The sequence below is a fragment of the Solibacillus sp. FSL K6-1126 genome, from assembly GCF_038003445.1.
Classification (GTDB): domain Bacteria; phylum Bacillota; class Bacilli; order Bacillales_A; family Planococcaceae; genus Solibacillus; species Solibacillus silvestris.
On the sequence record NZ_JBBOPD010000001.1, the window covers coordinates 1,336,107 to 1,357,779 of the forward strand.

The 21,673-nt window shown below is 40.6% G+C and carries 22 protein-coding genes; 20 read left to right on the top strand and 2 right to left on the bottom strand.

The features are described 5' to 3' along the window. Positions 1–35: 35 nt before the first annotated feature. From MHH44_RS06360 to MHH44_RS06430, 15 genes are all read left to right on the top strand, one after another. The gene (locus MHH44_RS06360; protein WP_065217032.1) at positions 36–1,364 is read left to right on the top strand and encodes an NfeD family protein; all 1,329 of its coding nucleotides are present in this window, start codon (positions 36–38) and stop codon (positions 1,362–1,364) included. Positions 1,365–1,366: 2 nt separating this feature from the next. Then, positions 1,367–2,374, top strand: coding sequence for a flotillin-like protein FloA (gene floA, locus MHH44_RS06365; RefSeq protein ID WP_008403140.1), 1,008 nt, complete (start codon positions 1,367–1,369; stop codon positions 2,372–2,374). 23 nt (positions 2,375–2,397) lie between these two features. Then, positions 2,398–2,868 carry a hypothetical protein gene (locus MHH44_RS06370; RefSeq protein ID WP_340798078.1) on the top strand — a complete coding sequence of 157 codons (471 nt, stop codon included), beginning with the start codon at positions 2,398–2,400 and terminating at the stop codon, positions 2,866–2,868. Between the two features lie 118 nt (positions 2,869–2,986). After that, on the top strand, positions 2,987–3,496 hold the full coding sequence (locus MHH44_RS06375) for a hypothetical protein (protein ID WP_008403138.1): 510 nt from the start codon (positions 2,987–2,989) through the stop codon (positions 3,494–3,496). Positions 3,497–3,606: 110 nt separating this feature from the next. After that, positions 3,607–3,843 (top strand): RNA methyltransferase, encoded by a 237-nt coding sequence (locus tag MHH44_RS06380; protein WP_340798079.1) that lies wholly within the window; start codon positions 3,607–3,609, stop codon positions 3,841–3,843. Beyond that, complete coding sequence (locus MHH44_RS06385) at positions 3,840–4,949, top strand: sporulation protein YqfD (protein WP_340798080.1); 1,110 nt, start codon at positions 3,840–3,842, stop codon at positions 4,947–4,949. Before MHH44_RS06380 ends, MHH44_RS06385 begins: the two co-directional genes overlap by 4 nt. Before the next feature lie 2 nt (positions 4,950–4,951). Next, entirely contained in the window at positions 4,952–5,911 is a 960-nt protein-coding gene (locus MHH44_RS06390) for a PhoH family protein (RefSeq protein WP_008403135.1), read from the top strand. 393 nt (positions 5,912–6,304) lie between these two features. Beyond that, a complete protein-coding gene (locus MHH44_RS06395; RefSeq protein ID WP_008403134.1) occupies positions 6,305–8,419 on the top strand; it encodes an HD family phosphohydrolase in 2,115 nt (704 codons plus the stop codon). Positions 8,420–8,433: 14 nt separating this feature from the next. Next, positions 8,434–8,919 (top strand): rRNA maturation RNase YbeY, encoded by a 486-nt coding sequence (gene ybeY, locus MHH44_RS06400; RefSeq protein WP_340798081.1) that lies wholly within the window; start codon positions 8,434–8,436, stop codon positions 8,917–8,919. Continuing rightward, positions 8,906–9,256 (top strand): diacylglycerol kinase family protein, encoded by a 351-nt coding sequence (locus MHH44_RS06405; RefSeq protein ID WP_008403131.1) that lies wholly within the window; start codon positions 8,906–8,908, stop codon positions 9,254–9,256. The genes ybeY and MHH44_RS06405 overlap by 14 nt, the downstream gene beginning before the upstream one ends. A gap of 25 nt (positions 9,257–9,281) precedes the next feature. Further along, entirely contained in the window at positions 9,282–9,689 is a 408-nt protein-coding gene (locus MHH44_RS06410; protein WP_008403130.1) for a cytidine deaminase, read from the top strand. After that, a complete protein-coding gene (gene era / locus MHH44_RS06415) occupies positions 9,676–10,590 on the top strand; it encodes a GTPase Era (RefSeq protein ID WP_008403129.1) in 915 nt (304 codons plus the stop codon). Before MHH44_RS06410 ends, era begins: the two co-directional genes overlap by 14 nt. A 388-nt stretch (positions 10,591–10,978) precedes the next feature. Continuing rightward, positions 10,979–12,154, top strand: a complete 1,176-nt coding sequence (locus tag MHH44_RS06420; RefSeq protein WP_340798082.1) for a CapA family protein — start codon at positions 10,979–10,981, stop codon at positions 12,152–12,154. A gap of 61 nt (positions 12,155–12,215) precedes the next feature. After that, positions 12,216–12,989 (top strand): DNA repair protein RecO, encoded by a 774-nt coding sequence (gene recO, locus MHH44_RS06425; protein WP_008403126.1) that lies wholly within the window; start codon positions 12,216–12,218, stop codon positions 12,987–12,989. A 254-nt stretch (positions 12,990–13,243) separates the two neighbouring features. After that, positions 13,244–14,044, top strand: a complete 801-nt coding sequence (locus tag MHH44_RS06430; RefSeq protein WP_340798083.1) for an MBL fold metallo-hydrolase — start codon at positions 13,244–13,246, stop codon at positions 14,042–14,044. 39 nt (positions 14,045–14,083) lie between these two features. On the opposite strand, the gene MHH44_RS06435 is transcribed toward MHH44_RS06430, so the two are convergent. Together MHH44_RS06435 and MHH44_RS06440 are read right to left on the bottom strand one after the other, a co-directional pair. After that, complete coding sequence (locus MHH44_RS06435) at positions 14,084–14,890, bottom strand: EcsC family protein (protein ID WP_340798084.1); 807 nt, start codon at positions 14,888–14,890, stop codon at positions 14,084–14,086. Positions 14,891–14,954: 64 nt separating this feature from the next. Further along, on the bottom strand, positions 14,955–15,419 hold the full coding sequence (locus MHH44_RS06440; protein ID WP_340798085.1) for a hypothetical protein: 465 nt from the start codon (positions 15,417–15,419) through the stop codon (positions 14,955–14,957). Between the two features lie 255 nt (positions 15,420–15,674). Between MHH44_RS06440 and MHH44_RS06445 the strand changes: the two genes are divergently transcribed. The 5 genes from MHH44_RS06445 to MHH44_RS06465 are packed head-to-tail and all read left to right on the top strand — an operon-like array spanning position 15,675 to position 21,656. After that, the gene (locus MHH44_RS06445) at positions 15,675–16,817 is read left to right on the top strand and encodes an acyl-CoA dehydrogenase family protein (protein WP_340798086.1); all 1,143 of its coding nucleotides are present in this window, start codon (positions 15,675–15,677) and stop codon (positions 16,815–16,817) included. Further along, entirely contained in the window at positions 16,814–17,866 is a 1,053-nt protein-coding gene (locus tag MHH44_RS06450) for an acyl-CoA dehydrogenase family protein (protein ID WP_340798087.1), read from the top strand. The genes MHH44_RS06445 and MHH44_RS06450 overlap by 4 nt, the downstream gene beginning before the upstream one ends. A 12-nt stretch (positions 17,867–17,878) precedes the next feature. After that, positions 17,879–18,685, top strand: coding sequence for an enoyl-CoA hydratase/isomerase family protein (locus tag MHH44_RS06455; RefSeq protein WP_340798088.1), 807 nt, complete (start codon positions 17,879–17,881; stop codon positions 18,683–18,685). Between the two features lie 24 nt (positions 18,686–18,709). Beyond that, positions 18,710–19,669, top strand: a complete 960-nt coding sequence (locus MHH44_RS06460) for a TAXI family TRAP transporter solute-binding subunit (protein ID WP_339264050.1) — start codon at positions 18,710–18,712, stop codon at positions 19,667–19,669. 25 nt (positions 19,670–19,694) lie between these two features. Then, positions 19,695–21,656 (top strand): TRAP transporter permease, encoded by a 1,962-nt coding sequence (locus MHH44_RS06465; protein ID WP_340798089.1) that lies wholly within the window; start codon positions 19,695–19,697, stop codon positions 21,654–21,656. The last annotated feature ends 17 nt before the right edge of the window (positions 21,657–21,673 follow it).

Here is a 21,673-nt window from a genome sequence, read left to right on the forward strand (position 1 = left end):
TAACTGTACATAACTTAGCTAAAGGGGTGATAAAATTGAGACGAACGAAAGGGATTAGTTGGATTTTTCTGATGGTCATGTCATTCGTATTAATGTTTCCTTCTTTAACAGCATTTGCAGATGGTAAAGTGTATGAAATATCCATCAATAATGAAATTGAAAAAGGTTTGGTGGAGCATTTAAAGCGTGGATTCGATGAAGCAAAAAGTAATAACGCAGAAGCAATTATTCTGAATATGCATACACCCGGCGGATTTGTTGCTGCGGCTTCGGAAATCGGCAGGCTGATGGATGCAATCGATATACCGATTATTGCATTCGTCAATTCGGATGCGCTGTCTGCTGGTGCGTATATTGCTTTACATGCTGATAAAATTTATATGACACCAAACGCAACAATGGGTGCTGCGGCGGTCATCGATTCTTCCGGTAACACAGCAGGAGAAAAGGCGGAAAGTGACTGGCTTGCCAAAATGACTTCGGCTGCCGAAAACTCCGGCAGGGATCCTATATATGCGCAGGCAATGGTCAGAAACGACTACGATTTGCCTGAACTAAGAGCCCCTAAAGGAAAGCTCCTCACTTTAACTGCAGAAGATGCGGAAAAAGTTAAGTACTCAGAAGGCACTGTTGCTTCGATAACGGAACTGCTTGAAATCACCAACCTTGATGGCAGCGAAGTAGTAAAAGTTGAGCTAACATTTGCTGAAAAACTGGCACGCTTTATTACAAATCCGATTATCGTTCCTATTTTACTGTCGATTGCAAGTATCGGATTAGTTGTTGAGCTGTATTCACCAGGCTTTGGTGTTGCAGGGACAATGGGGCTTGCTTCATTAGGTATGTTCTTCTTTGGACATACGATTGCAGGTTTTGCCGGATATGAAACAGTCATCATTTTTGTAATCGGACTTATTTTACTCATTGCCGAGCTATTTGTACCAGGTGGTATAGTTGGTATTATCGGTGGCGCATTAATGATAGGAAGTTTGCTTTTTGCAGGGGAAAGCTTTGTTCATATGGCTTATTCGATTTTAATCGCAATGATAATTGCAGGTATAGGAATGGTGATACTTATGAAATTCTTCGGGAAAAAGTTGCATATGTTCAACCGTCTCGTGCTGAGAGATGCAACGACGACGGAAGAAGGTTATGTTTCAAACAAAAACCGAATTGAATTAATAGGCAAAACAGGGCAGGCTATTACGCCGTTGCGACCATCAGGAACCGTTGTTGTTGACCAGGAACGTCTTGATGTTGTAACACAAGGCGGTTATATTGATGCTGGTAAAACAGTTGAAGTAGTGAAAGTAGAAGGCTCTCGTATTGTCGTAAGAGAATTTATTGGAAGAGGTGGAGAATAGGTATGAATATGTTGGCAGATGCAGGAACAATAACATTAATTGTCGGATTAGTCATTGCATTTATTATCCTGGCAGTATTTTTCACATTTGTTCCGGTTGCACTATGGATTAGTGCACTAGCAGCAGGTGTAAGAGTAAGTATTTTCACATTAGTCGGAATGCGTTTACGTCGAGTAATTCCGTCGCGTATTGTGAATCCTTTAATTAAGGCTCATAAAGCCGGTTTAGAAGTATCGATTAACCAATTAGAATCACACTATTTAGCAGGTGGTAACGTAGACCGTGTTGTCAATGCATTGATCGCGGCACACCGAGCGAATATTGAGTTAACATTTGAACGTGCAGCAGCAATCGACTTAGCTGGCCGTGACGTTTTAGAAGCGGTACAAATGTCGGTTAACCCGAAAGTAATTGAAACACCATTTATTGCCGGTGTTGCGATGAACGGGATTGAAGTAAAAGCAAAAGCGCGTATTACAGTACGTGCAAACCTCGACCGCTTAGTCGGTGGTGCTGGTGAGGAGACAATCGTTGCCCGTGTTGGTGAAGGTATCGTATCGACACTAGGTTCTAGTGCATCACATTCAAAAGTACTGGAAAACCCGGATTTAATTTCTCAAACAGTTTTATCTAAAGGTTTAGACTCTGGTACGGCATTTGAAATTCTATCGATCGATATTGCGGACGTTGATATCGGTAAAAACATCGGTGCCGAGCTTCAAATCGAGCAAGCACAGGCAGATAAAAACATCGCTCAGGCAAAAGCCGAAGAGCGTCGTGCAATGGCCGTAGCAAGCGAGCAAGAGATGATTGCAAAAGTTCAGGAAATGAAAGCAAAAGTAGTAGAAGCAGAGGCAGAAGTTCCAATGGCTCTTGCAGAAGCGCTACGTTCAGGCAACTTCGGTATTATGGATTACATGAACTACAAAAATATTCAGGCGGACACATCAATGCGTGATTCGATCTCAAAAGTTTCGAATGACGACAACAAAGATCCGAAAAACAAATAATCGAGGAAAGGAGTGAGCACTAAATGGAAGGAATTATCATTATGGTGATTGTCTTTATTGTCAGTTCTTTATTGGGTAAAGGTAAAGAACAACAGCAAAAAAAAGAATCAAAACAGATGCCGCCATTTAGCAGTCAACCTGCTCCTCGAAAACAGGAAGTTCAACGTCGAACAGAGCAAAAACGTCCAAAATCATTGGAGGATTTTGCGAATGAAGTATTCGGCCAGCTGAATGAAAAAGCAAAACCAGTAAGTCAAAGAATAGAACGAGAGCTCCCTAAACAAGTAGAAAAACCTGTTGAAGCTGCTCGCTCAATCGTGGAACCAGTAACTGACAAGATCAATAATCCTCGTTCATTAAAGGAGCGTCCAATTGTTGCAATGGCCAAAAAAGAAGCAGAAGCCTTCCAAGTTGTGCCATCGAGCAAACGTGATTTAATGCAGGCCATTATTATGACGGAAGTTCTTGGCCCACCTAAAGCAAGAAAAAAATAATACGAGACTACCTATTTCAACGTAATGTGGGAATAGGTAGTTTTTTTACATAGTATAGAAAACCAGCAACTAAATTTCCGCGGAACCGGGTATATATATAATGAGAGGGGGAAACGACATGAAAAAAAGATGGATGTTATTGTTAATTCTTATTTTAGTATTGGCCGCATGCGGTAAGGAAGAGGAAGAAACACTTTTGGAGACGGATGGAACGTCTACTGTATATGAGAGTGAGGAGTCATTGACACATAGTATGGAAGGTGTCACTTTAAAGCTCGACTATACGGTAAATAAGGTTTCCGCTGAGCCCGGAGAATTAATTCTTGAAATTAAAGGAACTATAGAAAATGAGTACAGTCAAATTGTCTACTATACGCCGGATTTTACAATTCAAACATTAGAGCAGGATGAAATAGAGCAGCTGTCGTCTTCTGTTGAGAACGAGCAAATTATGGTGAATCCTCAAATGGAAACAACTTTTAACGTGACTTATTTGATTCCTCAGCATATATACGATGAAAATAAATCACTGAATATGCGGGTTCCAGCTGCATTTAAGGAGCCGGAAAGCGAAAGTTCCGGTGATGCGTTAGGTGACTTTGCAAACTGGGAAATTCCGATCAAGTGAAAACAATCAGCCATTAACGGGTAGTTTTACTACCCGTTAATGGGGGATAAAATTATCTATACATGCCTTCTTTTTTCCAAGCATATAGTGACGTAAAAAGGAGGCTTTTATTGAAAAATTTATTTCCTAAAAACAATAAATTGCAAATCACCTCTTTTATGGATATCCGCTATGATGGTTCCTATACGATAGGTGATGTAACCCCGACTGAATATAACTGTACAACTAAAGATTTTACGATGTATGTTAATGCAGGGGAAGTGGAAGTCCAGCATTTATTCGAAGAAGGTTTTTTAATTCAATGTAAAAATCTGCAGAAGCTTACGATTGAGCGGAATGCAAAATGAGTAAATCCTATAAAAAGCTTATAACAATTAAACTAAAGCAATCTAAAGAAGCTAGTGCTTTTATTATGCTGATGAAAGAGCATAAAATCCGGATTTTCAACTTGAATTTTAAACAGAGCGAAATAACTTTCCAAGTAGCGCATAGTAACTTGTCTTTAATGCGCAGACTAAGAAAAAAAGCGAAAGTTAAAATTACAGTCCGTTACAGCGAGCCGGAGAGAATTCTGCAAAAAGATATGGTTACGGCGATTGGCATCATCATGTTAATCGTCCTGCCGATCATACTGTCACGGTTTGTATGGCAAGTTGAAGTTGATGCCGCCACAATCGAGCTGGAAGATGAAGTGGCACACTATCTGCAAAAGGAAATGGGTGTGGAGTTTCCTGTACCGAAAAAAACGTTTTTATCCGATAATGAAATCAGACAGACGATGATGAAGGAGTTTCGGGAGTTTTCATGGGTACATATTATGAAAAATGGAAGTAAGATTACGATTAATCCGCAATTGGCGCCAAAGATTGAGCCGGTACCAAAAGTAAATAAGAACCAGCATTTAGTGGCGAACAACAGTGGTGTCGTAACTCATTTCCAAATTGAGCGCGGAGTTCGTCAAGTGGAACAAAATATGACGGTATACAAGGGAGATATTCTCGTTTCAGGTGTTTTGCAGCATGGGGATAAAGAAATCATTGTTGGTGCAGAAGGCGAAGTGTTTGTTGATTACTGGCTTGAAACATCATTTTCTGTTCCTAAAACAATCGAAATTGAAGTATTGGATGATCATGGCTGGAAGTATGACGTAAACTGGGATAAAATCGGGACAGCAATAGAACAGATGTCTATTAAACCGTTAAAGACTTTTGTAACGTATAAGCCTTATCGAATGTTTCATAAAAAGAAGGAAAAGATAAGTGAAAAGGATGTAGAAACGACTATCTTGCCATTATTGCACGAAAAGATGATTTCTTCATTACCGCTTGAAACCGCCATAAAAGCAGAAAAACTTTTGCACGTCCACAGTGATGATGATACAGTTAAAGGGAAAGTCTTGTATTTAATTAATGAAAATATCGCACAACCACATCCAATTCACCAAGGAGAATGAGTATGTCAGAAAAATATGTTGAGCTTCAAATAGACAATCCAAATGAAGCTGTAATGCTTTTAGGAATGTCAGATGCAAATATAACATTGATTGAAGAAACTTATAGCGTACAAATTATTACGCGTGGGGAAGTCATACAAATTGCAGGCGATGATTTAGAAAAGAAAAATCAAGCATATGCCGTTTTAGAAGCGTTATTGAAAGTTATACGAAAAAATATTAATATCGATCAGCGTGATGTGTCAACAGCCATTGAAATGGCCAGCAAAGGCACAATTGAATATTATGCGGAGTTATATGATGAAGAAATTGCGCGTAATACAAAAGGCAAGCCAATCCGTGCAAAAACAATTGGGCAACGTGAATACATCCGGGCAATCCGTCATAAAGACCTGATTTTCGGAATTGGACCTGCCGGAACCGGTAAAACGTATTTAGCGGTTGTGATGGCTACACAGGCATTAAAAAATGGTCATGTAAAACGGATTATTTTAACACGTCCTGCCGTTGAAGCAGGAGAGTCATTAGGGTTTTTACCGGGGGACTTGAAGGAAAAGGTCGATCCGTATTTACGTCCGCTCTATGATGCACTTCATGACATTTATGGACAGGAGCAGACGCAGCGTCTAATAGAGCGCGGGACGATTGAAATCGCACCTTTAGCGTATATGCGTGGCCGTACATTGGATGATGCATTCGTCATTTTAGACGAAGCTCAAAATACAACGCATCAGCAAATGAAGATGTTTTTAACGCGTTTAGGCTTTGGCTCAAAGATGGTCATTACAGGCGATAAAACACAAATTGATTTACCTAAAAACACGGAGTCCGGTCTGATTATTGCAGAGCGTACATTACGTTATGTAAAAGATATTCACTTCCAAATACTTGAGCAAGGTGACGTAGTCCGTCACCCATTAGTAGCGAGAGTCATTCAGGCTTACACAGAGCAGGAATTATAAAAAATGGAACTTTCAACTTTTATTTAAAGGTTGAAAGTTTTTTATTGGGAAAAATAGCATGAAACTTATTGGAAAAATCTCCGTATATAAACTAAGAGGAGGAATTATTCCATCCATTAGTAGGTGGAAAGACATTTATCCCGCATTAACGGGTAGTAATTTATCTGCTTCGATCGATTGTTCAGCGGCTGAAATAAGACTCACATCTTTGTCATAAAGCATAGGTAGGTAATCAACTACCCGTAAAAGCCCGATTGGTTTAACTAACAATCAGTGGGGATGAAAAAGCCCCCCCACTGATTGAAGTTAAACTTTATTTGAAAAACATACGTACTTTTCGTAACACCCAACATATAAATTTGATAAAATGGACATAGAAACAAAGGGAGGTGCATGATCATAAAAAGATTTAACAAGCTCATCCAATTAATCAGCTTTCGCGCACTGTTATTCATCGTCCTTGCGGCTACTGCACTCCTGCAGTTTTTCCTGATGATTGATAATGTTCGGGGCGTTACATATGATATCCAACTAACTGAATTATCACCGGAAACCATTCGTTCATCTAAAACAGTGGAAGATACGGTAAAGACAGAAATAGAAAGGGAAAATGCGGAGAAAGCCGTAGACCCTGTATACATATATAAAGATGAAGTGCCAAGTCAGCGTGCAACTTTTGTGACAACCATTTTTGATATTGCATTGGAAGTGAAGAAGGATATTGCAGAGGCAGAGGAGGAAATACCACAAGCCGAACAAATAAAAATGCTGCGTACCGGATTAAAAGATATATTTGATAACCATCAAAATCTGATTTTATCGGATGCACAGTTGCTGAATGTATTAAGTGCATCACAAGCAAATCTTGAGTCTGCACGTGATGCATTGGCGACATTGGTTGAAGTGAACTTAAATTATCCGCTTCGTAAGGATAGCTTGCTGCCGTACCGTAATGAACTGGAAAGCAAGATTCGTCAGCAGCCTTCGATATCTGAAGGCTTAATGAGTGTGGCGATCGTTATTGGTCGTGCAGCTATTGTGGAAACAGAAGTACTGGATGAAGAAAAAACGGCCATTGCCAAACAGCAGGCAAAGGAAGCAGTTGAGCCAACACGTATTTTGCAAGGACAGATCATTGTTCAGGAAGGCGAAGTAATTACACGTGAAATTTATCGTCAGCTTGAACTATTAGGGATGCTAGACAGTGAAGAATCGATTAAACCGATTGCCGGATTAATTATTTTGATTTTACTGCAAATGTCTTTCCTGTTTGTTCTGTTTGATCGCACGGAAAAAGACATTGCTTCAAAGCGCAATGAACTGCTCGTGACGATTATTGTATATGTGATTGCGTTAATCATGATGAAACTGATCGCACTGATTTCAACGAATTTTGATCTGATGATTGCCTTTATATTCCCATCGGCATTAGTGACAATGCTAGTCCGCGTGTTAGCCAATGACCGCACCGCAAGTATTGTGACAATCATTACTGCTGCGTCTGCAGGCATCATCTTCCATGAAGGATTATCGGGTATTTTGCAGATGGATACAGCGCTTTACATTTTATTTGGCGGATTTGCGTCGATTATTTTTATGCGCAGCCTTGAAAAACGGACAGACATTTTGCAGGCAGTAGGTATCGTAACGCTTGTTAACATCGTATTTATCGCATTTTATATACTGATGGGACAGTCAGGATACGGAATGAAGGAAGTTGCATTTTATGTTGCTGCAGCGATTATTTCAGGATTGTTATCCGGTGCTTTAATGATGGGTCTCCTTCCGTATTTCGAATCGGCTTTCGGTCTTTTATCGGTCGTGCGTCTGATCGAATTATCGAATCCGAATCACCCGTTGTTAAAGAAAATTTTGACGGAAACACCCGGTACGTATCACCATAGTATAATGGTTGCCAATCTGGCTGAAGCAGCATGTGAAGCAATTGGGGCTGATGGCTTGCTAGCAAGAGTCGGTTGCTATTATCATGATGTAGGGAAAACGCGAAGACCTTTATTTTTCATTGAAAACCAAATGGGGACAAATCCTCATGATACGATGGCACCCGAGAGTAGTGCAGAAATTATTATTGCACATACTACAGATGGGGCAGAGCTGCTGCGCAAGCATAAAATGCCTCAGGAAATCATCGATATTTGTCTACAGCATCATGGGACAAGCACATTGAAATTCTTTTTGTTTAAGGCTAAGGAAGAAGGGAAAGAATTGGACGAAAGTGTATTCCGATATCCGGGTCCAAAACCACAGACGAAAGAGGCCGCCATCATTAGTATTGCGGACAGTGTTGAAGCAGCAGTACGTTCAATGCAGCACCCAAATGCAGAGAAAATACAGAAGCTTGTGCAAACGATTATTCAGGATCGTGTACAGGATGACCAGTTTGATGAATGCGATATTTCATTAAAAGAATTGAAAAAGATAGAAGACGTATTATGTGAAACATTAAATGGAACGTTCCACTCGCGTATTGAATATCCAAAGGAATAGTAGGAGGGAACAACATGTTATTAATTGATTTTTTAGATGAAACAAATGAAGTACAAGAATCCCACTTGAAGTTAGTGGAAAAACTGCTTCAGCATGCAGCGGAACAGGAAGGAATCGAGGATGGCTCGGAAGTCTCGGTGACATTTGTGACGAATGAAGCGATCCATGAAATTAACCGTGAATACCGCGATAAAGACCAGCCTACTGATGTCATTTCTTTTGCATTGGAGGAAATGGGTGAAGGGGAACTGCAAATTATCGGTGAAGGGATTCCCCGTATTTTAGGCGATATTATCATCTCGACAGACCGTACTCGTGAACAGGCAGCTGAATATGGCCATACGTTTGAACGTGAGCTTGGCTTCTTGGCTGTCCATGGCTTTTTGCACCTGCTTGGCTATGATCATATGACACCGGAAGATGAAAAAGTTATGTTCGGGAAGCAAGATACGATTTTACAGTCATACGGCCTAGGTCGTGATACGAATGAACGTCCGTAAATTTTTTCGTTCCTTTCGTTATGCAATGGAAGGACTAGTTACGGCTGTACAGGAACAAAACTTCAGATTTCACTTAGTGAGTGCAGTAATTGTCCTGATGGCTGGTTTACTGACGGGGCTATCGATCGTTGAATGGTGTATCATCACTTTAGTCATAGCTTTTGTCATCGGAACTGAGTTGATCAATACGGCAATCGAGCGTGTAGTGGACTTGGCATCACCGGAAATTCATCCGCTCGCCAAGCAGGCAAAGGATGTTGCGGCAGGTGCTGTACTTGTTTTTGCGCTCGCAAGTGTTATAATCGGACTACTCATATTTTTACCAAAATGGTTTTAAAAATAATGTTTTGGGGGAACCAAAGATGAACATGGAACAATTAATGGAACAATCTAAAATTGCACGTGAATTTGCTTATGTACCTTACTCGAAATTTAAAGTAGGTGCGGCATTATTAGCAGAAGACGGTACAGTGTACAATGGCTGCAATATCGAGAATGCAGGTTACAGCATGACAAACTGCGCGGAACGTACGGCGTTTTTCAAAGCAGTGTCAGAAGGCAATATGAAATTTAAAGCGCTGGCGATCGTAGCAGACACACCGGGTCCATGTTCCCCATGCGGAGCTTGTCGACAAGTAATGAGTGAATTTTGTGCTCCGGATATGCCTGTCTACTTAACAAATATGAATGGTGACGTTCAACAAACAACAGTAGGTGAGCTAATCCCGGGTGCATTTAATACGGAGGATATGAAAAATGCAGGAAAATAAAGGATACAAATCGGGCTTTGTCTCGATTGTAGGTCGTCCTAATGTGGGCAAATCAACATTTTTAAACAGAGTAATCGGCCAGAAAATTGCGATTATGTCTGACAAACCACAAACGACACGTAATAAAGTACAAGGTGTTTTAACACAACAAAACTCTCAAACGATTTTCATCGATACACCTGGGATTCATAAGCCTAAACATAAATTAGGCGAATTTATGCTGAAAACTTCACGTAATGCTTTACGTGAAGTGGATGTGATCATGTTTATGGTTAATGCTGAACAAGCTATCGGAAAAGGTGATGAATTTATCATCGAGTTGTTACAAGGCAATAAAACACCGGTATTTTTAATCATCAATAAAATTGATTTAGTACATCCGGATGAACTGGTAAAAATCATTGATTCGTATAAAGATAAGTTCGACTTTGCTGAAATTATTCCAATTTCAGCATTACAGGGCAACAACGTGGAAAACTTATTATCGACAATCGAAAAGTATTTACCTGAAGGCCCGCAATATTACCCGGCAGACCAAGTAACAGACCACCCGGAACGCTTCATTATTTCTGAGCTGATTCGTGAAAAGGTATTGCACTTAACACGCGAAGAAATTCCACATTCAATTGCGGTTGTCATTGAGCGCATTAAGCCACATGAAGAAAAGGAAAATATGATTCATGTACAGGCGACAATCATGGTAGAACGCGATTCACAAAAAGGAATTGTCATCGGCAAACGCGGTGCTCTTTTAAAAGAAGTCGGCTCACGTGCCCGTCAGGATATTGAAATGCTACTAGGCTCAAAAGTATACTTAGAGCTTTGGGTAAAAGTTCAAAAAGATTGGCGTAACAAGCAAACGCATTTACGCGATTTCGGATTTAGAGAAGACGAGTATTAATAGATAGCAGCAGAACACACCGATTTTCTTTAAGGGAAACTCGGTGTGTTTTTATATGGAGTTTACTTTTTAGATGCGTTGTTCCACATTATCGGTGAAAAGTTCTACATTTGGCCGGAAACTTTCTACTTTGCCTTCGAAACATACATACTCTGATGAATTAGCGAATAAAATGAATAGGTTCTACATTTCAACAGTTTTGTTCCACATTTCATTAGAAGTTTTCTACATTCGGCCGGAAACATTCTAGCTTCCCCACAACATATTCTACATTCACCCACAACTTGGCGAATAAATCCCCCACCCCAGGACGACAATGATTTTGTTCTTGATTATAGGCAATGTTCTGCTACCATTTAGTAAGGGAATATTTAACAGAAGTTAGAAGGTGAACGCATTGAATAATTTAAATAAATTTTTATTGGCGCTTTGGGGGATTTCACTCGCTTTATTATTTATTGTCGTTGCGACAGTCGATCAGGACAAAACGATTATTGTCGCAGAAGGACAAATGAATATCGAAGAGCCCATCCCGTCGCCAACAATAAATATAGAGAATGATATAAAAGACAAAAACGAGCCAATTAGTGAACGTGAGCAACAAGCACCAAAAGAATCGATTCGTCTTGCAATGGCGGGGGATATTTTACTGCACTTAAGACTTGCGAAATATAATGATTTTACTTCATCTTTTTCAGCAGTGACACAGATGATGCAAAGCTATGATTTTCTGATCGCCAATCAGGAATCGCCTCCTGTCGGAAATGAATATCCACTAAGCGGCTATCCACTATTTTCGAGTCCGCCCCATATTATTCGGGATATTCAACATGCAGGAGTCGATTTAGTCACAATCGCCAATAATCATATTATCGATCGAGGGGAAAATGGAATGCGTACCGTCTTTAACAATCTTGAAGACTACCATATGCCTTATGTAGGGGCTTATAAAAATGAAGATGACAGGTCTACCCAACGTATTATGGAAATCGGATCGATAAAAATTGGACTGCTTGCCTACACATATGGGACAAATGGACTTTATTTGCCACAGGAATCGCCGTTTCTCATAAATTATATTGATGAAGCGAAAATAAAAGCGGATGTAGAGGAATTAAAACAATCGGTCGATGTTGTAGCAGTATCGATGCATTGGGGATCGGAATATGTGTATGAAGCAAATGACAACCAAAAACATTATGCAGATATATTAAATGAAGCGGGAGCCGATATCATTTTCGGGACCCATCCGCATGTCCTGCAACCGTATGACAAGCTCATCAATGAACAGGGACAGGAGACACATATTTTTTATTCGCTCGGTAATTTCTTTTCAACAATTATAACGATCCCGAACACAATGATCGGCGGAATCGCGAGCCTTGAAATTACTAAGGAAGGCGACAGGATTACTATAGATGAACCTGAGCTTTATGCCACTTCTGTATTACTGGATGCAGATGGAATTTATCGGGTTTATCCATTAAAATATGTGGAACAGCGCTCTGTAAAAAATTTGCAGTGGGTAAAGCAAATCATGGGCCAACATGTAACCGTTTATTAAACTTTTCTAGCAATTGTGCGGTATAATAGAGATACGAAAGAAATAAAAGGATGTGCAACAGATGCTACATAAATGGGAAGGCATCGTTTTAAAGGCGCGTGCTTATGGTGAATCCAATAAAATCGTGACCCTGATGACACGTGAAGCCGGTAAAGTCGCGTGTATGGCACGTGGAGCGAAAAAACCTACGAGTCGTTTGGCAGGTGTAACGCAAACATTTATGCATGGCTCGTTTTTAGTCCAGCGAACATCGGGCATGGGGACATTGCAGCAAGGGGAACATTTCAATTCGATGCGCCACATCCAAACAGATATTGTGGCAACAGCTTATGCAAGCTACATCGTGGAAATTGTCGATCGCCTCGTTGAAGAAGGCAGACCGGAACCTTATGCTTTTGATATATTAATTCAGGCATTGAATGCAATTGAAGAAGGGTATGATCCGGAAGCGATTACATTGTTTGTCGATTGGAAAATGCTCCCGTTTGCAGGGATCCAGCCGATTTTGCATGCATGTGCAGGGTGTGGAGCTGTTGATGGGGAATTTGCGTTTTCATTTACACAAGGCGGATTTATATGTCATCGATGCTTCCATTTGGACCCGTATATTATCAGGTTGTCACCAACACAGCTTAAGCTGATTCGCATGTTTTATACGGTGCCGATTGAGCAAGTCGGCAAGCTGGAGTTAAAACCGCAAACGAAGCAATTTATAAAGAAAATCGTGACGACAATCTATGAAGAACAAACGGGAATTCGTCTGAAATCACGTAACTTCATCGAACAACTGGAGCGTACACCATTACTGCAGCGTGAAAAGAAGGAAGAAGAATAAAATTATTGATAGTCCATTTTAAGAGGGCAAAGTCTAGATTAAAAGAGTTGATTGAAATGAAGGGGAGGAGACTCCAGCGGAAACAGCCCGACGTCTGAGACTACAGGCTCAGGCCGGGCCCGCGGAAAGCGTCCGACCTGAAATGGAAATCAACCCCTGTTTAAGCACCGGGAAAATTATTGCCTAGGAAATAAAGTGAGTCGAAAGCGTAGAATCGCGCAGACTTGCTTTCTTTTGTTAAGGAGGGAAATACAATGCGCCAATTTGAAAATGAGCAGTTAACCGTATTTCAAAGTGTGTTATATCAAACGACATCAGCGGTAATCAAAACAAAGCAGGCATTAATCGTAACCGATCCTAATTGGCTGCCGAACGAAATTGCCGAAATAAAAACCTATATCGAGTCGATTATTGAAGATCGGAAATTATATCTTATTTATACACATAGTGATTATGATCATATTATTGCAGCAGGCGCATTTCCGCATGCGACAACAATTGCAAGTGAAGCTTTTGTCAAGCGGACGAATAAAGAAGAGGTATTGGAACAAATCCGTCAGTTTGATGCTCAGTACTATATTGATAGAGATTATTATATTATGTATCCTCACATAGACATCGTGATTAAAGAAGATGGCCAAACACTTGAGCTGCCGGATATAACATGTAGCTTTTACTTTTCACCAGGGCATACGGCAGATGGATTATTTACAGTTGTGGAGCCGTTCGGTATTTTTTTGGCGGGGGATTATTTATCGGATGTCGAGTTTCCTTTTATAGAAGATTATGAAGCCTATTTAGCAACAATCCAAAAGGCGCAAAAAATTATATCGGATAAAAAAGTTGAAGTTATTGTGCCAGGACATGGGACAACGACAAATAACCGAAGTGAAATTCAAAAACGTATTGATGCATCGCTATTATATTTAAATAATTTATCAAGCGGTAATGTGGATGAATCGGAATTACAGAAACTTTATCCGTTTTATAAAGGATTAAAAGAAATGCACGAACTTAATAAAAAAATATTCAACAAAAATAGCCACAGGATTTAAGAGACAGAACTTAAAACCTGTGGCTATTTTTTTGTGCATCTAGCGGTTATCCAGTTCATTCATCCGCTCCAGCACTCGTCGCTTGCGGTACAGCATCCTGCCTGCCTCGGCAATATCTTCAATCATTGACTTATTGATAAAGGCACCGAAAATCATACCTGCTACAGGAATCATTTGAAAGAGCTTTTTCATACCAAAATTGTCCCGGTACGTAAAGAAGACTTCCTGCCAGCCTTGTAACTGAGAAACCATATTTTCTGCCGCATTAGGTTTCTCATAATGCTGTGCCAGCTCATTTAATATCGCTTCTTTGCCGACAACATCAGAAGAAGCAAATTGCAGACACTTTACGATGAAAATACGCTCGGCTTTTTCATTTGGATCATAACCATGGATCATCGCAATTTCCTGTAATGTTTTTAACGCAATCCCTAGAATGACAGGAATATCGAGCGCCAATGTAAACACACCACCAAAGCCGGCGGATGCTCCTTGTACGGTTGCAATATTTGCACGGTTTTTTTGTAGCTTTTCACTCAGTTCCACCATATCTTCAATTGGCATTTGTCCAATATCCTCCAATGTGGAAACCGAATGCAGCGTATGTTTTTGAATATGACGCATCATCGATCTTTCGCTTACTAAATATTTTCCGCCGGTTTGAACATAACTCACCAGTTCGTCGATTAAAACGGATATTTTCTCTTGAATGAATTTAGGTGTTAATTTATCGAGTATTTTAAATGGGATGCGGCCAATCTTTTCCCAAAACCATAAACCGCTTTGATCTTTCTCCCATTGTTGGATTGTTAATAAGTGATTTTCCAGCTGCTGTTGTGTTTCCATGAGTCGCCCTCCTGATGGACATGTTACTTATTTTACGTTCCTAAATGAAAAAGGTTTCAGCGAGTCATTCGAATTGTGTCAGCAATGGGATGATATCTTCTTTTAACCGCTCATAAAACTCTGCTTCAAGTTTTAAGTGTTCATGATGGTGCATTTGTTCAAAAAGAGTAAACATCGCTTCGATTTTTTCTTTAGAAAAGCGGAAGTGGTGATTAAAGTGGTTGCGTTTATTATGGTCGCTTAAATGCATATAGCTCCGGATTATTGTAAATAATTGATGGTATTTTTTGTTTGCCAGTTCATACGCTTCTCGACTTAACCGACCAAGTGCATTGCTCGGATCGTCAAATTTTCTGTAAAATGACTGGGCTTCACGATAAGTTTCAAGTTTCATATTCGCCGTGTAGAGGATGTGATGCTGTGCGCGGTGTTCCGGGCATTCAAAGTGGAGTATAGCTTTAACGAGATGTGAAATTTTATCGAATGTGTCTAAAGTTGTGGTAGTGCTGTCCTTTAACTGAAAAAACATGTAATCCCCTCCATCTATTCTTTATTAGATTATATCGTTTTTTTACATTAATTATCTAAATAATCAAAATATTAACAGGTTGAAATTGTATATTTATCACGAAATAGATTGAAAAATTATAAGTTCTCGATAATGCACATTTTTTCTGCAATAGGCAATGATATTGTAAAAAAGTTTTGACAATTCGGAAAAATGTATTTTATAATATCGTTATTAGAAAGTCGTTACACAATATGCGTAATTGGGGGTAAAGTTATGAATCTACCGAATGTACAGTTTACAGAAGAACAAAAGCAGTTTAGACAGGAAGTGCGAAGTTTTTTAAAGCAACATATTGAAAAGGGGACATTTGAAACACGCTGTGACTCATGGCTTAGCGGCTCTGACCCTTCTTTTTCAAAACTAGTGGCAGAGCAAGGATGGATCGGAATGACCTGGCCGAAGCAATATGGTGGCAGTGAGCGCAGTACAATTGACCGCTATATTTTAACGGAAGAGTTTTTGGCATTTGGCGCGCCGGTAGCTGCACACTGGTTTGCAGATCGCCAGACAGGACCATTGCTGTTGCGTTTTGGTACAGACTACCAGAAGGAATTTTTCCTGCCGAAAATTGTGAAAGGTGAATGCTTTTTCGCGATCGGTTTAAGTGAACCGAACAGTGGATCGGATTTGGCATCCGTTGCAACACGCGCGGAAAAAGTAGAGGGCGGCTGGATTGTGAATGGTGCAAAAACTTGGTCCAGTAATGCCCATGATGCACATTACATGGTAACGCTCATACGTACAGAACCATTAGGTGAGAAAAAGCATGAGGGTCTTTCGCAATTTATAATCGATTTAAAAGGTGAAGGTGTGACGATTGCGCCAATTCGTTATTTAACAGGAGAACCGCATTTTAACGATGTCTACTTGGATAATGTGTTTGTTCCGGATGAAATGGTAGTAGGGACACTAGGTGACGGGTGGAAGCAAGGTTTGGCAGAGCTGGCATTTGAACGTAGTGGGCCTGAGCGAATTTTAAGTACATTCCCGCTTTTAAACGAGGTAATTGAACAACTGAAGATTAAGAGAGATCTAGTGGGTCTAGAAGAAGCGACGAAGCTTGTTGCTGAACTGTGGTCATTACGCAACTTATCAATTGGGGTTGCAAAAGTATTGGAAGAAGGCGGCGAAGTTGCAGTACCGGCAGCACTTGTAAAAAGTATCGGCACGAAGTTTGAACAGAAAATTCCTGAAATCATCCGCCTGATGCTTGATGTGTATCCAAACTTGCATAGCGACAATAGGGTCGAGCGATATTTGGCTGAATCTATTTTACATGCACCAGGCTTTACAATTCGTGGCGGAACATCAGAAGTTCTGTATGGAATTTTAGCGAAGGGGGTTATTGCACAATGAGCGAAATTAAAGAAATGGTCTTAGAAGTAGTTGAAAAGATTTTTAAAGATAAAGTCGAAAAAGAAACAGTTGATCTTTTGGAGGAGAATAAGTGGGCCGAAGATGTTTGGCAGCTGTTGCTAGATAATGAACTCCATCAGGTAGTGGTAAGTGAAGAAGATGGAGGAGCAGGTGGGGATATTGAAGATTTATTGGCACTGTATGAACTTTTAGGAAAATATGCTGTACCTGTTCCGTTTATTGAGCATACGTTAGCCCATTTTTTATTGCAGCAAGTGGACCTAAAAGGATTTGAGCAGTTAACTACCTACAGCATTACAACCCCGCTGCAATTAAAGGATAATGCTTTATCCGGTACATTAAAGCATGTCGGGTGGGCCCAGTATGCCGAAAAAATTGTGGCGGTTGCACAGGAAGAGGCGCAGCAGTTTATCATTGTTGCCGACTTACAAGATGCACTGATGAAAAACAGCACAAACTTGGCAGCCGAACCACGTTCAGAAGTCGTATTCGAAAATATGAAAGCGCTTCAAAAAGTGCCGATTTCAGCAAAGCAGTATGTCCAATTTAAAAAGTTAGTTACAGCGGCATCTGTCAGCAAAATGAGCGGAGCACTAACAACCGCATTTCAGCTAAGTGTTCAGTTTAGTAAAGAACGCGAACAATTCGGCCGTCCAATTCACCGGTTCCAGCTTGTACAGCAGCATTTAGCGAATATGGCAGGAGAACAGACGCTTATGACAGTGGCCGTCAATAATATCCAAACATTATTGGCAGCTGGGCGAGAAGAAAGTGAAGTGGCGTATGCACGCTTGCGAATGGATGATGCGAGTCGTGTGGTGGCAACTTCTGCGCACCAAGTTCATGCAGCAATCGGTGTGACACATGAACATCGCCTCCACCAGTATACGCGCCGTTTATGGGCTTGGCGAGATGAAGAATTTACGGCACGCTACTGGAAAAAACAGTTGGCACAGCAACTGCTGGAAACAAAAATGGACTTGTGGGAAAGCATTACAGATGAAGTAGAAACGCATGTACATGCATAAGGAGGAAAAACAATGTCGGATTTATTATTTGAAGTGAAGGACCATATTGCAACAATAACACTGAATCGCCCGGAAAGTTTAAATGCATTTAGCGAAGAAATGATCCTTTCGTGGATTAAAGCGCTGGAAGAAGTGCGTGACAATGATGACATTCGAGCTGTCATTTTAAAAGGAAACGGCAAAGCATTTTGCTCAGGTGGAGATATAAAAGCAATGGTGGCGGGCCAGGGCTTTTACCATAGTGAGGAAGATATTACTTCAACGGCGTTGGCCCGGAAAAATTCTTTATGGAAAAAGGTGCAGCGCGTACCTTTATTACTTGAAGAAATCGATAAGCCGGTCATTGCGCAGATGCACGGCTTTGCAATGGGTGCAGGACTTGATATGGCATTGATGTGTGATATCCGTATTGCTGCACAGTCTGCGAAGTTCTCTGAAAGCTATATTAATGTAGGGATTGTTCCTGGTGATGGCGGTGCTTACTTTTTACCTCGCCTCGTCGGTATCGACAAGGCACTTGACATGTTATGGACAGCGCGTGTCTTAACGGCAGAGGAAGCAAAGGAAGCACGACTCGTAACATTTGTTGTGAATGATGAGGACTTGGAAAGCTTTACACAAAGTTATGCGGAGAAACTGGCAAATGGTCCAATTGAAACGATCAAAATTATTAAGCGCGCTGTTTTTCAAAGCCAATCAATGAGTCTTCGTTCTTCACTTGACTATATTTCGTCAAAAATGGGCTTAGTAACAGAATTACCAGCATACGAAGAAGGAGTCAAAGCGATAGTAGAAAAACGAAAAGCCGTTTTCAAATAATACAGTGCACATGGGGGGACGCGGATGAAGAAAAAATTTCTCGCAATAGTATCAATGGCTGCTATGTTGCTAGTAGGTTGCCAAAGTAATGCTGAGCGTTATGGGGAGCCGCTTATTTTTACAACAGGTACAACAACAGGTGTTTTCTATTCACTTGGAGCAGGTATTTCAACGATGTGGACAAATGAACTGGAAAAGCGTGTTGCTTCTCAAGCATCAAATGGGAGTATTGAGAACTTGAATTTAATGCGTAAAGGGGAGGCGAATATTTCATTTACGACGGTGAATATCGCCTATGAAGCATACAACGGTGTTGGAAGCTTTGAAGGAAAACAATATGAAGATGTTCGTATATTAGGAAACTTATATCCTAATATCAGTCACATTATTGTGAAAAACGATGAGAAATACAATTCGATTGAAGATTTAAAAGGAACAAGCTTCGTATTCGGAGCTGCGGGAAGTGCGACTGAGGTAGAATCCCGTCTCGTCCTTGAAGCACATGGTATTGGAGAAAAGGATATTAAAGCAAACTATGTCGGTTTTACAGAAGCGACTGATTTAATGCGAAATGGTCAAGTGGAAGGTGTCAATATATACACAGGTGTACCGGCAGCTGCTGCGACAGAGCTGATCTCAACAGTGGATTCAAAAGTTTTAAGCTTTTCTGACAGCGCCATTGACCATTTAGTAGAGGAATACCCTTGGAACTTTGCTTATACGATCGAGCCAAACACATATGATAAACAGCCGGAAGCGATACAAACTGTCGGTCAGTACAGCACGATCGTAATTGACGAAAGTGTGAATGAAGAAACCGTTTATCAGTTGACGAAAGAGCTGTGGGAAAACTTGAACTCACTGCAAAAATCATTCAGCATTGCGAAGCAGTTCAGTCCGGAAAGCGCGGTTGCGGGAACGGCGGATATACCGCTACATCCGGGTGCAGAGCGCTATTATCGTGAAATTGGTGTAATCGATTAAAAGTAAAGAACAAGGAGGGGACGGTATGACAGAAAAAGTACTTGAAAAAGATGAAATTCAACAATTAATGGACCTTGAAGATAAAAATATCAATTCCCGTAATTATGTTGGTATATTTGGAAAAATCGTGATTAGTGTTGCAATCATCTGGTCCATCTTCCAAATATATATGAGCAGTATCGGTGTGATGGAAGCGACAAAATTTCGTGCGTGGCATTTAGGGTTTTTGCTTTTATTTAGTTTTATTTATTATCCTGCTACAAAGAAAAGTGTTGGGACGAGAAAGTTGCCTACATGGTTTGACAGCATCTGTATTACATTATCAATTTTCGTGACACTTTATTTCGTTATTATTTACGATATTTTAGTTCGAGACCGTGCAGGAGAAAATACGATTCTTGATTTATGGGTCGGCGGGATAGCGATCGTATTATTATTTGAGGCTGCACGTCGCGTTGTCGGCAATGCGCTGACATTAATTGCACTGTTTTTCCTTGCCTACAATTTCTTTGGAGCCTATATACCAGGAATTTTAGGGCATTACGGATTTAGCCTTGAACGGATTATCAACATTATGTTCTGGGGCGGGCAAGGAATTTTCGGAACAGCTCTAGGTGTTTCGGCAACATATATTTTTATTTTCGTACTGTTTGGTGCTTTTTTAAAAAACGGCGGGTTTTCGGATTTTATCAATGACTTGGCACTGACAATTGCGGGCCGTACAGCAGGCGGACCTGCTAAAGTTGCAGTATTTGCAAGTGCGTTGATGGCCACAATCAGCGGGAGTGCTGTAAGTAATGTTGTAACAACTGGTACAGTGACAATCCCGATGATGAAAAAGGCCGGCTATTCGAAAAAATTTGCCGGGGCTGTTGAGGCGGTTGCTTCAACAGGTGGCTTAATTGCACCACCGGTAATGGGTGCAGCAGCCTTTATTATGGCGGAGTATTTAGGTGTTGCGTATTCGGTTGTTATGCTGGCGGCAGTTGTACCAGCAATACTTTACTATTTAACATTGTTTATGATTGTGCACTTTGAAGCGAAAAAAATGGGGTTATCGGGTATTTCAAAAGAGAATATTCCGGTAGCAATGCAAGTTCTTAAAAACGGGGGGCACTTATTAATCCCTTTATTTATTTTATTATTTATGCTGTTTGCAGGCTATTCGCCGTTATATGCGGCAATCTTCGCGCTATTTTCTATCGTGCCGACAGCAGCCATTCGCAAACATACACGTATGAATCTGAAAGCGGTTATCGATTCTGTTGTTGAAGGGGTCAAAGGAGCGATTAGTGTAGGAATTGCCTGTGCGATCGTAGGGATTGTTATTGCGACGATCACGCTAACAAGTATCGGTTTGATCATCGGAAACAACGTATTAAGTTTTGCTGGAGACAGTGTCATGCTGGCAGCTATTTTAACAGCGGTAATCAGTATTATTTTAGGAATGGGGATTCCCGCAACAGCTGCCTATATTATTGTTGCAACAATTTCTGTACCGATTTTAACACAATTAGGTGTACCGGCGATTGCAGCACATATGTTTGCCTTCTACTTTGCTGCTTTATCAAGTATTACTCCACCTGTAGCATTGGCACCATATGCCGCAGCAGGTATCGCTGGCGAATCGCCGAATAAAGTATCATTTGAATCGGTTCGTCTCGGGTTGATCGGCTTTATTGTCCCGTTCTTCTTTATTTTTAACCCGGCGCTGCTGCTAACAGGCGGTACAATCGGAGAATACATTTTTGCAGCGATTACGGCTTGTATCGGTGGTGTATCGATTGCTGCCGGTATTAAAGGTTATTTATTCCGACATACGTATTTCATCGAGCGCCTCGTCTTTTTTGGCGCTGGGATTGCGTTAATGGATACTACGTTAATTTATAACTTAATCGCGTTAGCAGTAATTGCCGTTGCTGTTGCGACACAAATCATTTTGAAGCAGCCGGAACGGAAAATTGCACCATCGTTAATAAAAGAGTAGAAGAATTGAGGTGATGG